This is a genomic window from Enterococcus sp. AZ067, assembly GCF_051715005.1.
In the GTDB taxonomy this organism is placed as follows: domain Bacteria; phylum Bacillota; class Bacilli; order Lactobacillales; family Enterococcaceae; genus Enterococcus_D; species Enterococcus_D casseliflavus.
In genome coordinates this window covers 12,304-25,511 of sequence record NZ_JBIOSY010000001.1, presented here as the reverse complement: position 1 = coordinate 25,511, position 13,208 = coordinate 12,304, and the positions used below count along the sequence as shown (strand labels likewise).

General features: G+C 45.9%; 12 protein-coding genes. 4 read left to right on the top strand and 8 right to left on the bottom strand.

Features of this window, described 5'->3' with window-relative positions:
* Positions 1-98: 98 nt before the first annotated feature.
* The 3 genes from IGI82_RS00115 to IGI82_RS00105 all read right to left on the bottom strand — a co-directional run bounded on the left by IGI82_RS00115 (position 99) and on the right by IGI82_RS00105 (position 3,327).
* Complete coding sequence (locus IGI82_RS00115) at positions 99-1,238, bottom strand: PIN/TRAM domain-containing protein (RefSeq protein WP_005226396.1); 1,140 nt, start codon at positions 1,236-1,238, stop codon at positions 99-101.
* A 164-nt stretch (positions 1,239-1,402) separates the two neighbouring features.
* Positions 1,403-2,773, bottom strand: coding sequence for a DNA repair protein RadA (gene radA, locus IGI82_RS00110; RefSeq protein ID WP_005226394.1), 1,371 nt, complete (start codon positions 2,771-2,773; stop codon positions 1,403-1,405).
* A 44-nt stretch (positions 2,774-2,817) separates the two neighbouring features.
* The gene (locus IGI82_RS00105) at positions 2,818-3,327 is read right to left on the bottom strand and encodes a hypothetical protein (RefSeq protein ID WP_010748479.1); all 510 of its coding nucleotides are present in this window, start codon (positions 3,325-3,327) and stop codon (positions 2,818-2,820) included.
* Between the two features lie 189 nt (positions 3,328-3,516).
* On the opposite strand from IGI82_RS00105, the gene proB reads away from it, so the two are divergent.
* Positions 3,517-4,332, top strand: a complete 816-nt coding sequence (proB, locus tag IGI82_RS00100; protein ID WP_115231486.1) for a glutamate 5-kinase — start codon at positions 3,517-3,519, stop codon at positions 4,330-4,332.
* Positions 4,329-5,573, top strand: coding sequence for a glutamate-5-semialdehyde dehydrogenase (locus IGI82_RS00095; RefSeq protein ID WP_005226389.1), 1,245 nt, complete (start codon positions 4,329-4,331; stop codon positions 5,571-5,573). Before proB ends, IGI82_RS00095 begins: the two co-directional genes overlap by 4 nt.
* A gap of 102 nt (positions 5,574-5,675) precedes the next feature.
* On the opposite strand, the gene IGI82_RS00090 is transcribed toward IGI82_RS00095, so the two are convergent.
* Positions 5,676-6,077 carry a DUF4809 family protein gene (locus IGI82_RS00090; protein ID WP_010748477.1) on the bottom strand — a complete coding sequence of 134 codons (402 nt, stop codon included), beginning with the start codon at positions 6,075-6,077 and terminating at the stop codon, positions 5,676-5,678.
* A 150-nt stretch (positions 6,078-6,227) separates the two neighbouring features.
* Between IGI82_RS00090 and IGI82_RS00085 the strand changes: the two genes are divergently transcribed.
* The gene (locus IGI82_RS00085) at positions 6,228-6,431 is read left to right on the top strand and encodes a hypothetical protein (RefSeq protein WP_010748476.1); all 204 of its coding nucleotides are present in this window, start codon (positions 6,228-6,230) and stop codon (positions 6,429-6,431) included.
* A 55-nt stretch (positions 6,432-6,486) separates the two neighbouring features.
* Here IGI82_RS00085 and IGI82_RS00080 read toward each other — a convergent pair whose 3' ends face one another.
* On the bottom strand, positions 6,487-7,305 hold the full coding sequence (locus IGI82_RS00080; protein WP_005232914.1) for a ZIP family metal transporter: 819 nt from the start codon (positions 7,303-7,305) through the stop codon (positions 6,487-6,489).
* A gap of 208 nt (positions 7,306-7,513) precedes the next feature.
* On the opposite strand from IGI82_RS00080, the gene IGI82_RS00075 reads away from it, so the two are divergent.
* Complete coding sequence (locus IGI82_RS00075) at positions 7,514-9,136, top strand: ABC-F family ATP-binding cassette domain-containing protein (RefSeq protein ID WP_005226380.1); 1,623 nt, start codon at positions 7,514-7,516, stop codon at positions 9,134-9,136.
* Between the two features lie 100 nt (positions 9,137-9,236).
* Here the strand turns inward: IGI82_RS00075 and IGI82_RS00070 are convergent, their stop codons facing one another.
* The 3 genes from IGI82_RS00070 to dnaB all read right to left on the bottom strand — a co-directional run bounded on the left by IGI82_RS00070 (position 9,237) and on the right by dnaB (position 13,163).
* A complete protein-coding gene (locus IGI82_RS00070) occupies positions 9,237-10,112 on the bottom strand; it encodes a DegV family protein (protein WP_005226378.1) in 876 nt (291 codons plus the stop codon).
* 140 nt (positions 10,113-10,252) lie between these two features.
* Positions 10,253-11,545, bottom strand: a complete 1,293-nt coding sequence (locus tag IGI82_RS00065; protein WP_005232916.1) for an adenylosuccinate synthase — start codon at positions 11,543-11,545, stop codon at positions 10,253-10,255.
* Positions 11,546-11,792: 247 nt separating this feature from the next.
* Complete coding sequence (gene dnaB, locus IGI82_RS00060) at positions 11,793-13,163, bottom strand: replicative DNA helicase (protein WP_005226374.1); 1,371 nt, start codon at positions 13,161-13,163, stop codon at positions 11,793-11,795.
* Positions 13,164-13,208 lie beyond the last annotated feature (45 nt).

Genomic DNA, 13,208 nt, shown 5'->3' with positions numbered 1-13,208 from the left:
AAAGACCCGCGTAAAAAACAGAACCCTCAAGTTGAATTGTACAATCAATAACCCAATTAGTAAAGGCAGCTGGCATATTTTACGCCAGCTGCCTAGGATTATTTCTCTGATTTCGATCCTTCTTTGTTGTCGATGCCGCGACCAGAATGGGCTGGTTTGGCAAAAATCATCCGCCCAGCTGCCGTTTGCAAGGCGCTGGTGACGATCACTTCGATGTGTTCATTCATGTAATGCTGGCCATCTTCCACCACGACCATCGTCCCGTCATCTAGATAAGCGACCCCTTGCTGGCGCTCCGTGCCAGCTTTCACCACTAAGACGTGCATGCTTTCTCCTGGAATCACCACTGGTTTGACCGCATTGGCCAACGCATTGATATTCAAGACAGGCACATTTTGAAATTCAGAAACTTTGTTTAGATTGTAATCATTGGTCACGACGACACCATCCAGCATCTTCGCTAACTTGATCAGCTTGCTATCAACTTCGGAAATGTCTTCAAAATCGCCTTCATACATCTCAACTGCGATGCCTTCTTCTTTTTGCAAAGCATTCAAAATATCCAAGCCGCGACGGCCCCGGACCCGTTTCAAACTATCGCCAGAATCTGCGATGTATTGCAATTCATACAAAACGAAATTCGGGATCAGCAGGACGCCTTCCAAAAAGCCGGTTTTGGCAATATCATAGATCCGGCCATCAATGATCACGCTGGTATCCAAAATTTTGTATTTGTGGAAATGGTCCGCAATTTTTCTTTCTAGCATCTGCTGTTCATCTTGCTCTTGAGGCTCTGCCTTTTTGTTTTTCGGGGCAAAGACTTTTTTCCATTCATCGATCCGTGTCGTCCCGATCTGAAAACCGAGATACCCTAACAGGACCATCACTAAAATTGGGGCGATCCCGTTGATAAAAGGAATATCCCAATTGTAAAAAGGAATCGACACGATCACACCAATCATCAGACCGATGATCGAACCAATTGCGCCAAACAAGAGATAGGTTAAGCTCAATTCACTTAGTTTTTCTTCAATTTTGCGAATACCGGCTGCAATATATTTCGCTAATAGTAAAGATAATAAAAAGAAAATAAGGGCTCCAAGCAAACTATTAGTGATGTTATTATTCAGCCATTCATTTTGGGTTTGCCCAATGGCTTGCCATGCGATGGGCATCAGTGAAATCCCTAGACTTGCTCCGGCAAGTACCATTAGTGCGGTAATGACTCGTTTCTGCATACATGTTCCTCCATACTCCAGTAGGTTTCTTTTGTTCAAAAATCCGTGCTGCCAAACTGACTCCTTCCACCAGTCAGCGGCTGTCGGTTGGTTCAAATGAATGAACCAGCAGCGTCAGGGCAAGAGGAAGGGAGATTGCCCCTTGCTCTTGCAGTGACTCCACTTTAACGGAAGACTTTCCGTAAGGTTTCGGCTAAGGTAGACACGCCTTCGACTTCGATGCCTTTTGGCGGCTGCCAACCAGTCAGATTGTTTTTAGGCAAATAAACTTTTGTAAAGCCCAGTTTCTGCACCTCTTTGACCCGTTGTTCGATCGCATTGACTCGGCGAATCTCACCCGTCAAGCCAATTTCACCGATAAAACACTCCGTCGGGCTGGTGCCTTTTTCTTTATAGCTAGACGCGATACTAACAGCGATCGCTAAATCGATCGCAGGTTCATTTAATTTGACCCCGCCGGCTGCTTTTAAGTAGGCATCTTGATTTTGCAGCAGCAAGCCTGCCCGTTTTTCTAAAACCGCCATGATCAGCGAGACGCGGTTGAAGTCTAGCCCCGTCGTCGTGCGTTTGGCATTGCCGAACATCGTTGGCGTGACCAGTGCTTGGATCTCCACCAAGATTGGCCGACTGCCTTCCATTGCCACTACGATCGCCGATCCGGTTGCGCCTTCTAAGCGTTCTTCCAAAAAGACTTGTGACGGATTGGCGACTTCTTTCAACCCGCCTTCTTCCATTTCAAAAATCCCGATCTCATTGGTGGACCCAAAGCGGTTTTTGACGGCCCGCAAAATTCGAAAACTATGGTGCTTTTCGCCTTCGAAATACAAGACGGTATCCACCATATGCTCCAGCATCCGCGGTCCTGCGATCGAGCCTTCCTTCGTCACGTGGCCAACGATAAAGATGGCGATGCCATTGGTTTTGGCGATTTTCAGCAATTCTGCGGTCGTTTCTCGCACTTGGCTGACACTGCCTGCCACGCTGGTGATATCCGGTTGGGTCATGGTTTGGATCGAATCGATGATCACATAATCTGGGCGGATGTTTTCGATCGCTTTACTGATCTCTGACATGTCCGTTTCCCCATAGAGATAAAATTCCGTGTCAATGGCGCCTAAGCGCTGCGCCCGCATTTTGATCTGCTCGGCACTTTCTTCTCCTGACACATACAAGACCGTCCCGCCGATCGCTGCTAATTGCTGGGAAACTTGCAAGAGCAGCGTCGATTTTCCGATCCCTGGATCCCCACCGATCAAAATCAAGGAGCCTGGGACCACGCCACCACCTAAGACGCGATTCAACTCAGCGAGTTTCGTTTGGACCCGCGGTTCTTTTTTCGGTACGACATCGGCGATTTTCGTCGGCTGCATCTTTTGCCCCGTCAATGTCGTACGTACTCGACGATCGGCGGTTTCTTGGATCACTTCTTCCACCATTGAATTCCAGCTGCCGCAATTGGGGCATTTCCCTAAATATTTAGGGGAACTATACCCGCAATTTTGACAGACAAATTGACTTTTTGCTTTTTTTGCCATTGATCTCCTCCACTACTTCTATCAAACAGACCCCCAGGCAGGATTTACTGATTCGAGGAGCCAAAGCCGCCGGTTCGGCTGGCAGTGGTTGTATCTTGATCAGCTTTTAAGAACGGCAAGAAAATTCCTTGGCCGATCCGTTCGCCTTTTTTAATGACGACATCTGTGGGGCCGAAATTGGTAAACTGAAACATGATATGCCCTTCATTATCTGGATTGTCATAGTAATCGCTGTCGATGACGCCGACACCATTCGTCAAGACTAAGAAACGTTTCAAAGGATTGCTGGAACGATTTGTCAGCTGCAAATACTCGTCTTCCCCCATATAGGCTTTGATCCCCGTGGGAATCAAGGTTGGCTTCAACTGTTTTGCGGTCTCTTTCGCAAAAAGCGCTTTGACCCCGTCGATCACGCCCGCTTTCCAAATGCTTGGCACCACGATTTCTTCCGCTGCTTCAAAGTCGTAACCAGCCGCATGATGGGTAGCACGTTGAGGCAAGGTGATGCTTTTTTCTTTATATGCTGTAATAATTTCAAATCCTCGTAATTTCATGGGTTCCTCCAATAATAAAACATATAGCTATTTTAGCATAGGAAGAACTATTTTCTTCATGGAAAACACAATTATCGAAAAGTCTTTACAATTTCTTCGTTTAAAAATAGACCAAAAAGAAAAAAGGACATGACGAAACGCCCGTTTGCGAGTACAATAGAAAAAATATCAAAAAATAGGCGGTGGCATATGCGCGCAGATCTTTCAAACAAAAACCGAATCGTTGTAAAAATCGGCACAAGCTCGTTGATTTATCCCAATGGTGCCATCAATCTAGCTGGCATCGATGAATTAGCCTTTGTCTTAGCAGCTTTGCAAAACCAAGGCAAAGAAATCATCTTAGTTTCTTCTGGTGCGATCGGTGTTGGCATGAACAAGTTGAATTTGAAAGAACGACCCGTGGAGATCCCGCAGCAGCAAGCCGTGGCCGCCGTTGGCCAATCGGAACTGATGACGATCTACAACCAGCGTTTTCAAAGCTATAGCCAGCAGACTGCACAGATCCTGCTGACCAGAGACATCATCGAATTTCCCCAAAGCCGTCAAAACGTTAGCAACACCTTAGAGCAATTACTTACGATGGGGATCATCCCGATCATTAATGAAAACGACACGGTAGCAGTGGATGAATTGGATCATCTCACCAAATTCGGCGACAATGACCAGCTGTCAGCGATCGTCGCTCAGTTGTCGAAAGCCGAGCTTTTGATCATGCTTTCTGATATCGACGGCTTTTATTCCGCCAATCCGCTGAATGATCCTGAGGCCGTCTTGTATTCCGAGATCAATGAAATCACCCCAGAACTTTTAGAACAAGCTACGGGAAAAGGCAGTCCTTATGGAACCGGCGGTATGACCAGTAAACTAAAAGCCGCCCAACGTATCTTAGACTTGAACAGTCACATGCTGCTGGCTAACGGCAAGCAGCCGAAAATTATTTTTGACTTGCTCGCAGGGGAACCTGTCGGCACCCACTTTTATCAACGAACGGAGGATGAGCAATGAGCAACTTGCAAACGATCGGTCAACAAGCTCAAGCAAGCGCCCAGACATTAAGCTTACTGAGTGCCAGTGAAAAAAACCACCTACTGGCAGCGATGGCCGATGCTTTAGAAAAAGCTGCCGAGACGATTTTAGCTGCTAATCAACAAGATCTAGCCGCCGCAAAAGCCAAAGGAACCAGCCAGACGATGCTGGATCGACTGTTGCTGACAGAACAACGGATCACCGAGATGGCTAACGGCATCCGAGAAGTCGCCCAATTGCCCGACCCAATCGGTGCCGTGGATAAAATGTGGCGCAATGCTGACGATCTTTTGATTGGTCAACAACGAGTGCCTTTAGGGGTCATCGGCATCATCTACGAAGCCCGCCCTAATGTCACCACTGACGCAGCTAGTCTGTGTTTCAAATCAGGAAATGCCGTGATTTTGCGTGGTGGAAAGGAAGCCTTCCACTCCAATCAAGTCCTCGTGACTATTTTACAAGAGGCTTTAGCTGCCAATGGACACTCCCGCCATGCGATCCAGTTTATCGAAGACACGAGCCACGAAACAGCGGCTGAGCTGATGCGGCTGACAGATTACTTGGATGTTTTGATCCCTCGGGGAGGCGCCGGCTTGATTCGTCGTGTCAAAGAGACCGCCACGGTGCCAGTGATCGAAACCGGCACCGGCAACAATCATATCTACATCGACCAAGCAGCCCAGCTGCCGATGGCACTGGCGATCGTCACGAATGCAAAGACTCAACGCCCTTCTGTCTGCAATGCCATCGAAACGATCCTCGTCCATGAAGCAGTGGCAGCGGAGTTTTTGCCTATGGTAGAAAAGCAGTTTGCCGATCAAGTCGAATTGCGAGGGGATCAAAAAGCATTGGCGTTTTTGAACAATGCACAGCTTGCCACTGAAGAGGACTGGGCAACCGAGTTTTTAGACTATATCTTAGCGATCAAAGTGGTGGCTTCGCTAGAAGAAGCCATTGCTCACATCAATCGCTACAATACGAAGCACTCCGAAGCGATCATCACCGATGATTATTTCGCTTCCCAACGCTTCTTGAAAGAAGTTGATGCGGCGGCGGTTTACGTCAATGCCTCGACCCGTTTCACGGATGGCTTTATGTTTGGCTTTGGTGCCGAGATCGGCATCTCGACGCAAAAACTCCATGCCCGTGGGCCAATGGGGTTAGAAGCACTGACTTCTACCAAATACATTATTTATGGCGAAGGCCAGATCCGTAAGTAACGATACGAAAAAACAGCCACTTGCTGTCATGACTTCCAATAGTTAGACTAAAAAGCTAACTTTAAAAGGTCGGTACATGCGCAAGCGGCTTTTTTCGTCCTCTTATGCTTGTGCAGCCCGCAGAACGAAGGAAATCGGTTCGATGCCAAACAATTCTGTCAGCACTCGATTGGTTGTGGCAAAGACGTCAGCTTCGCAACTCTTTTTCGGACAAGAAATCGTCTGTCCTTTGCTGGAAAACGTATCCTGACGGCTGCCCTCTACGAAAATTACTTCTTGCGTTCCTTTTTGATAGATCAATCCTTCGTCTTCTTCTAATAATAAGCGCGTCTGCCACTGATTGATCTGGGCAATTGGCATCACTAATGCAGCAGCATCCAAGTTTTCTAACGAAAAACTACGACCATCCGGCAGCTGCAGCGTGAAGGTATTGAGTTCATAAGGCAAACAGGCATTGCACCCTCCTTCTGTGATGACTTGGCTCGTGAGAATTTCTGCATTCATTCTTTTTGACTCCTTTCATGATTCATTCATGTTTAGTTTATCACAAACCTATGGCGCACGGCGGAGCAATTATTCCGTCTTAAGTTGGATGTGTTTCTTTTTCTTTCTTGCTATGCTAGGGATAAGAAAAAAAGTCTAGGAGGAGTCACAATGAATACAGAAAGTTTATTAGGAAGAATCGTTACTGTCGTGGCAGTTTTAATCGCAGCATCCCTTGTTTTATCCGTTGTATTAGGCATTATTGGTGGGCTGATCGGATTGGTCTTCCGTTTCGGGATTCCTTTGCTGCTAGCCGTTTTGATCGTTCGCTGGTTAACATCGATTCGCCAAAAGCCAAGAAAATATTATCGTTAATTACAAGTAAATCAAAAACACCTGACGTTTGGAAAGTCAGGTGTTTTTTTATCGATCAGCCTAATGCTACATCTAAAACCATCATTAAGATAAAGCCTAGCATGACGCCAAAGACCGCAAAATGGCGGCGACTCGTCAAGGTTTGCTGCGCTTCTGGAATCAATTCTTCCACCACTACATAGATCATAGCACCCGCTGCAAAAGCCAACGCATACGGCAAGACAGCGGACATACTCGTTACTAGCAAAGCTCCGATCACACCGGCGATCGGTTCTACGATCCCTGACGCTTGCCCGTACATAAAGGCTTTGGTTCGGCTTAACCCTTCTTGGCGCAAGGGGATCGAAACGGCTGCGCCTTCTGGAAAATTTTGGATCCCGATCCCGATCGCTACCGAAAGCGCCGCTAAGATCGCTGCTCGCGGATCATCGGCACTAGCCGCCGCCCCAAACGCTACCCCTACCGCCAAGCCTTCTGGGATATTATGCAGCGTGATGGAAAAGACCAGCAAGATCGTTCGCTTCAAATGACTGGGCAAACCTTCTGTTTCATGATTCGGACCAAAATGCATATGCGGGAGCGTCTTATCTGCTGCATATAGAAACAAACCACCCAAACCAAACCCGATGCTGACCACAAGCCACGGAATGTCGCCATTTTCTTCGGCTCGTGCGATCGCAGGATCTAATAACGACCAGAAACTAGCAGCGATCATCACGCCAGAGGCAAACCCCAGCATCGTATTCAGGACATTTTTATTGATTTCTTTGAAGAAAAAGACTAGCGCTGCCCCAAGCGCCGTCATACCATACGTAAAGATTGTCCCCGCCAACGCTTGCTGCCATGGCGACAATCCAACCAACCAATCCACCATTCGTCTGCTCCTTTGTCTAACTATTCTACCAATACTCTAGCATAGGAAGCCGTCAGGTTCTACTAGGAAGGCAGCAGCAGCCAAAATTTTTCTTTCACCAGCCCTAAGCCTTTCCTGATGAAATCCTCGGCTTTACTTGAAAGTTTCAACATTCATCGCTATAATGCTAGGAGACTCCATGTCAATTTATATAAAGTGAGGAAAAGAATTGATTACAGTAAGTGATGTAAGTTTGCATTTTTCAGACCGCAAACTGTTTGATGATGTTAATATTAAGTTTACGCCTGGTAATTGTTATGGTTTGATTGGTGCAAATGGTGCTGGTAAATCAACTTTTTTAAAAATTTTATCTGGTGAGATCCAACCTTCAACCGGGAATGTGTCTTTAGGTCCTGATGAACGGATGGCTGTCTTGAAGCAGAACCACTATGATTACGAAGAGTTTCCAGTGATCGAAACGGTCATCATGGGCCATAAACGTCTCTACGAAGTGATGAAAGAAAAAGACGCGATCTACATGAAGGAAGACTTTTCTGATGAAGATGGGATTCGTGCCGCCGAACTAGAAGGCGAATTTGCGGAACTTGATGGCTGGGAAGCAGAGCCCGAAGCAGCTGTTCTTTTGCAAGGCTTGAACATTCCCGATGAATTGCATCATGTCTTGATGAAAGATCTAACTGCTGGTCAACGGGTGAAAGTCTTACTGGCACAAGCCCTTTTCGGTAAGCCAGACGTCTTGCTCCTAGATGAGCCTACCAACGGATTGGATATCCAATCTATCAACTGGTTAGAAGAGTTTCTGATCAACTTTGACAACACCGTCATCGTTGTTTCCCATGACCGCCACTTCTTAAATAAAGTTTGTACCCATATGGCCGATCTAGACTTCGGCAAAATCAAATTGTTTGTCGGCAACTATGATTTCTGGTTGGAATCAAGCCAATTAGCTGCGAAATTACAATCCCAATCAAATGCAAAAAAAGAAGAGCAGATCAAAGAACTGCAAGACTTTATCGCACGCTTTAGTGCCAATGCATCAAAATCCAAACAAGCAACTTCTCGGAAAAAAATGTTGGATAAAATCACTCTTGATGATATTCAACCTTCGTCTCGCCGCTACCCGTTTGTCGGTTTTAAACCAGAACGTGAAATCGGGAATGACTTGCTGCAAGTCGACAATGTCAGTGTGACGATCGACGGCAAAAAGATTTTAGACAATATCTCTTTCACCTTGAACAAAGACGACAAAGTCGCTTTTGTTGCCAATAGCGATATCACCACCACAACGCTATTCAAAGTCATCATGGGGGAAATCACTCCTGATACAGGTAGTGTTCGTTGGGGCGTGACCACGCAGCATGCCTACTTGCCAAAAGATACGACCAGCGAATTTGATACGGATACCCCGATCGTTGATTGGTTGCGTCAATACGCAAGCAAAGAAGAAGACGACAATACCTTCTTGCGCAGCTTCCTAGGTCGCATGTTGTTCTCTGGTGACGAAGTATTAAAACCCGTCAACGTTCTTTCCGGGGGCGAAAAAGTTCGCTGCATGTTGTCGAAAATGATGCTTTCAAAAGCCAACGTATTGGTATTGGATGATCCAACCAATCACTTGGACTTAGAATCGATCACCGCATTAAACGATGGCTTGATGGCCTTCACCGGCTCATTGTTGTTTGCTTCTCATGACCACCAATTTATTCAAACCCTTGCGAACCGTATCATTGCGGTCTCTAGCAAAGGCGTGGTGGATCGTGCCGAAACGACCTACGATGAATTCTTAGAAAACAAAGATGTCCAAAAACGCGTAGCAGAAATGAATCAATAAGCTGCTTTTGAAAAAAAGAACGCTCCAGTTGCCCGCCACCAAGGCTGCAACTGGAGCGTTTCTTTTATTTTGCCTAGGTGCTGCGGGTATTTTTGGCAGGTTACGCTTGTTCTAAACGGGCTTTGCCGAATGAAAACAGCGCCAAGCAGCCATAGCCGGTATGACTGGAGATCGTTGGACCTAATGGATAATGATGAATAATAATGTCAGGAATTTTTTCGGTCAAACGTTTGATGACTTTCTCCGCCGCTTCGGCATCGCCAGCATTGGCAAAATAAACCGTATTGGTTTTTGATTCGTGAAGATTGGCAATGGTTTGATCCACGATTTTTTGGATCGCTTTGTTGCGTCCCCGCACTCGATCAACGCTGCGTAATTTTCCCGCAGTATCGACGGTAATGATTGGTTTCACGTTCAGCAATCCGCCGATCGCTGCCGCTGTTTTAGAGATTCTGCCGCCGCGTTCCAATTGTTTTAAATCGTCGACGGTGACCCATGAATCTAAACGCAGTTTGTTTTCTTCTACCCATTGGCTGACTTCTAGCAACGAACGTCCTTGGGCTTTTTGTTGGGCTGCTTCAGCCACTAAGAAGCCTTCGCCTAAACTCGCAGAGCGCGTATCGATCAAGGTGATCGCAACTTCTTTGTATTCTTCTTTTAGTAAGGCTACGGCTTGGACGGCACTTTGGAATGAGCCGCTCATTCCTGAAGAAAAACCTAAATAAAGGACCGGTGTGCCCGCTTCGACATATGGCCGAAAATACTCCATATAACGTCCGACATTGATTTGAGAAGTTGTCGGCTGCGCATGCTCTTTTAGTTTTCCTAAAAACCATTCCGTATCAAATTCTTTGCCCATATCATCGATATATTCTTTGCCGTCTAATTCGATCAGCATCGGAATATACGCAACATCTAGCTCCGCTAATCTTGCTGCTGGTAAATCACAGCAGGAATCTGTCATGATTTGAAACATGGTTTCACCCCTCTCGTTACCCCCTATTATAGCAAAAAAAGAACAAGACAGAAGAAATTCTCATCAAAAGCAGCCAAACTTATCGTTGACTGCTTTTGACACAGGAGTTCTTCGTCTTGTTCTGAAGCTTTTGCGTCAGATTAGATTTGCGCCCAAACACTTTCTAAAATGTTGGTTTGGCTGCGGTCTGGTCCTACCGAGAAGGTCGAAATGCGGACACCGACTAATTCAGAGATGCGGTGAACGTAATTGCGTGCATTTTCTGGCAGATCTGCTAATGTTTTGCAGCCAGTAATGTCTTCAGACCAGCCAGGAAGTTCTTCGTAGACTGGTTTGCAGCGGTTCAACTCTTTCAAGCTTGCTGGGTAATGATAGATCAATTCACCATCTAGTTCATAAGCGGTACAGATCTTCACGGTTTCTAAACCGCTCAAAACATCGATCGAGTTAAGGGATAGGTTTGTAATCCCTGAGACCCGTTTTGAATGGCGCATCACGACGGTATCAAACCAGCCCACACGGCGAGGACGTCCTGTCGTTGTTCCGTATTCACGACCGATCTTACGAATTTGTTCACCTGTTTCATCAAACAGTTCCGTTGGGAAAGGACCATCTCCTACCCGAGAGGTGTAAGCTTTGCAGACACCAACGACTTTGTTGATTTTTGAAGGACCCACACCACTACCAATAGTGACTCCCCCAGCAACGGGGTTGGATGATGTCACGAAAGGATAGGTTCCTTGGTCGATATCCAGCATCACGCCTTGTGCCCCTTCAAATAAAACCCGTTTGCCTTCATCTAAGGCATCGTTAAGGATCACCGAAGTATCCGTCACATATTTTTTGATTTGTTGGCCATATTCGTAATACTCTTCAAAAATGTCTTCAAAAGCGATTGGCTCTGCGTCAAACATTTTCACGAATTGACGATTTTTTTCTTCTAAGTTGATACGCAGACGTTCTTCAAAAATTTCTTTGTCTAAAAGATCAGCGATCCGAATGCCGACTCTGGCAGCTTTATCCATATAGGCTGGTCCGATCCCTTTGATCGTGGTACCGATCTTGTTGTCACCTTTGGCATCTTCTTGCAGCTGATCCAAATGGATATGGTAAGGTAAAATAACATGTGCACGATCAGAAATCTTTAAGTTTTCTGTTATTATATTGTTTTCTTTTAAGTATGCTAATTCTTTAACTAATGATTTCGGGTTCACAACGACCCCGTTTCCAATGACACTGATTTTATCTGCATAAAAGATCCCAGAAGGAATCAAATGCAGTTTATAGGTCACACCGTCAAATTTAATCGTATGGCCGGCATTGTCTCCACCTTGATAACGTGCAATGACTTCCGCGTTTTCACTCAAAAAGTCCGTAATCTTTCCTTTACCTTCATCGCCCCATTGTGTACCTACTACTACTACAGATGACATATAATGACCTCTTTCTTTAATTAGTGCATTCCTTAAGTATTGTAACAAGATTCGCAAGCTCTTTCAATCTAAAATCGAATAATCGTTTTAAATTCTCATTTTTCAGGGGTAAAAAACGAACTATTTTCTTCTCAATAATTATTTATGCACGTAAAAACGAATAAAGTCAGCACATAAAAAAAGCCCTGCTGCCATCAGCGCAATGCAGACGGCAGCAGGAGCCTTGGTTTCTCACATCGTTGGTGTCTTACCCGAACTCTTCTCGCGGCGAGACCGAGGAGAACTTATTGTATTCTTTGATAAATAGAAGTTCGACGGTCCCTCGGGCACCACTCCGGTTTTTCTCGATAATGACTTCGATCACATTGTTGTTTTGTTGTTCTTCTGGTTCATCGTCATCGTCGCCTTCGCTGCGGTAGTAGTCATCTCGGTACAAGAAAGCAACGATATCGGCATCCTGCTCGATCGATCCTGATTCTCGGATATCACTTAAAACAGGACGCTTGTCTTGTCGTTGTTCCACACCCCGAGAAAGCTGAGAAAGTGCGATCACTGGCACTTTTAATTCCTTCGCCAGTTTCTTTAATTGGCGAGAGATCTCAGAGACTTCTTGTTGGCGGTTTTCGCGACCCGTTCCTTCAATCAGCTGCAAATAGTCGATCAAAATCAAGCCGAGATTGCCTTTTTCTTGCGCCAGTTTCCGACAACGTGCCCGAATCTCAGAGATCTTGATCCCAGGGGTATCATCGATATAGATATTGGCGTTAGAAAGACTGCCCATGGCAACGATCAAATTGCGCCACTCTTCTTCTGAGAGCTGCCCCGTCCGCAAGTGACTGGCCTCAATCGAGCCTTCCGCACAAAGCATCCGGTTGACCAATGATTCAGCCCCCATTTCCAGACTAAAGATCGCTACGGAACGATCGGTTTTCGTTCCGACATTTTGCGCGATATTCAAGGCAAACGCGGTTTTCCCTACCGCGGGGCGGGCAGCGAGAATAATCAGCTCTTCTTTTTGCAGCCCCGCCGTCATTTTGTCTAAAGCCGCATAACCCGTGGGTAATCCGGTGATTTCTTCATTGTTTTGCGCCAACTGATCGATCGTTTCGATCGTCCGATTCAAGACTTCCGCTATCGATTGGAAGCCATTGCTATTGCGCTTTTCGGATACTTCTAAAATACTTTTTTCTGCTTGATCAATGATCGACTGCACATCTTCATCTTGTTCAAAGCCTTTGGTTACGATACGGCTCGCTGTTTGGATCAGATTACGTAACGTAGCTTTGTCGTCAACGATCTTCGCATAATAAGCAATACTTGCTGCTGATGGTGAAGCTTGACTCAATTCAGTCAGATACGTCAGACCGCCAACATCTTCAAGACTATTGCTTTTTTCAATTTCTGCTTTCAACGTGATCAAGTCGATCGATTCACTACGGTCGTTCAACTGGATCATTGCTTGAAAAATTATTTGATGGCTGCGGCGATAAAAATCTTCTGGGGCGATTACTTCCATTGCATCGATGATCGCATCGGCATCTAAAAAGACTGCCCCTAGGACCGCTTGTTCCGCTTCAATATCTTGTGGGGGAACTTGATTTTGCCAAACTTCATTCATGCCATTCGCTCCTTCGTCCATTCATTCTACAAGATTCCCATCCAA

Bases quoted from the DNA above. Each gene is read 5' to 3' on its own strand.
- IGI82_RS00070 (WP_005226378.1), bottom strand. From the start codon at position 10,112: ATGTTTCAAATCATGACAGATTCCTGCTGTGATTTACCAGCAGCAAGA.
- dnaB (WP_005226374.1), bottom strand. From the start codon at position 13,163: ATGAATGAAGTTTGGCAAAATCAAGTTCCCCCACAAGATATTGAAGCG.
- IGI82_RS00085 (WP_010748476.1), top strand. From the start codon at position 6,228: ATGAATACAGAAAGTTTATTAGGAAGAATCGTTACTGTCGTGGCAGTT.
- proB (WP_115231486.1), top strand. From the start codon at position 3,517: ATGCGCGCAGATCTTTCAAACAAAAACCGAATCGTTGTAAAAATCGGC.
- IGI82_RS00080 (WP_005232914.1), bottom strand. From the start codon at position 7,305: ATGGTGGATTGGTTGGTTGGATTGTCGCCATGGCAGCAAGCGTTGGCG.
- IGI82_RS00115 (WP_005226396.1), bottom strand. From the start codon at position 1,238: ATGCAGAAACGAGTCATTACCGCACTAATGGTACTTGCCGGAGCAAGT.
- IGI82_RS00095 (WP_005226389.1), top strand. From the start codon at position 4,329: ATGAGCAACTTGCAAACGATCGGTCAACAAGCTCAAGCAAGCGCCCAG.
- IGI82_RS00090 (WP_010748477.1), bottom strand. From the start codon at position 6,077: ATGAATGCAGAAATTCTCACGAGCCAAGTCATCACAGAAGGAGGGTGC.
- radA (WP_005226394.1), bottom strand. From the start codon at position 2,773: ATGGCAAAAAAAGCAAAAAGTCAATTTGTCTGTCAAAATTGCGGGTAT.
- IGI82_RS00065 (WP_005232916.1), bottom strand. From the start codon at position 11,545: ATGTCATCTGTAGTAGTAGTAGGTACACAATGGGGCGATGAAGGTAAA.
- IGI82_RS00105 (WP_010748479.1), bottom strand. From the start codon at position 3,327: ATGAAATTACGAGGATTTGAAATTATTACAGCATATAAAGAAAAAAGC.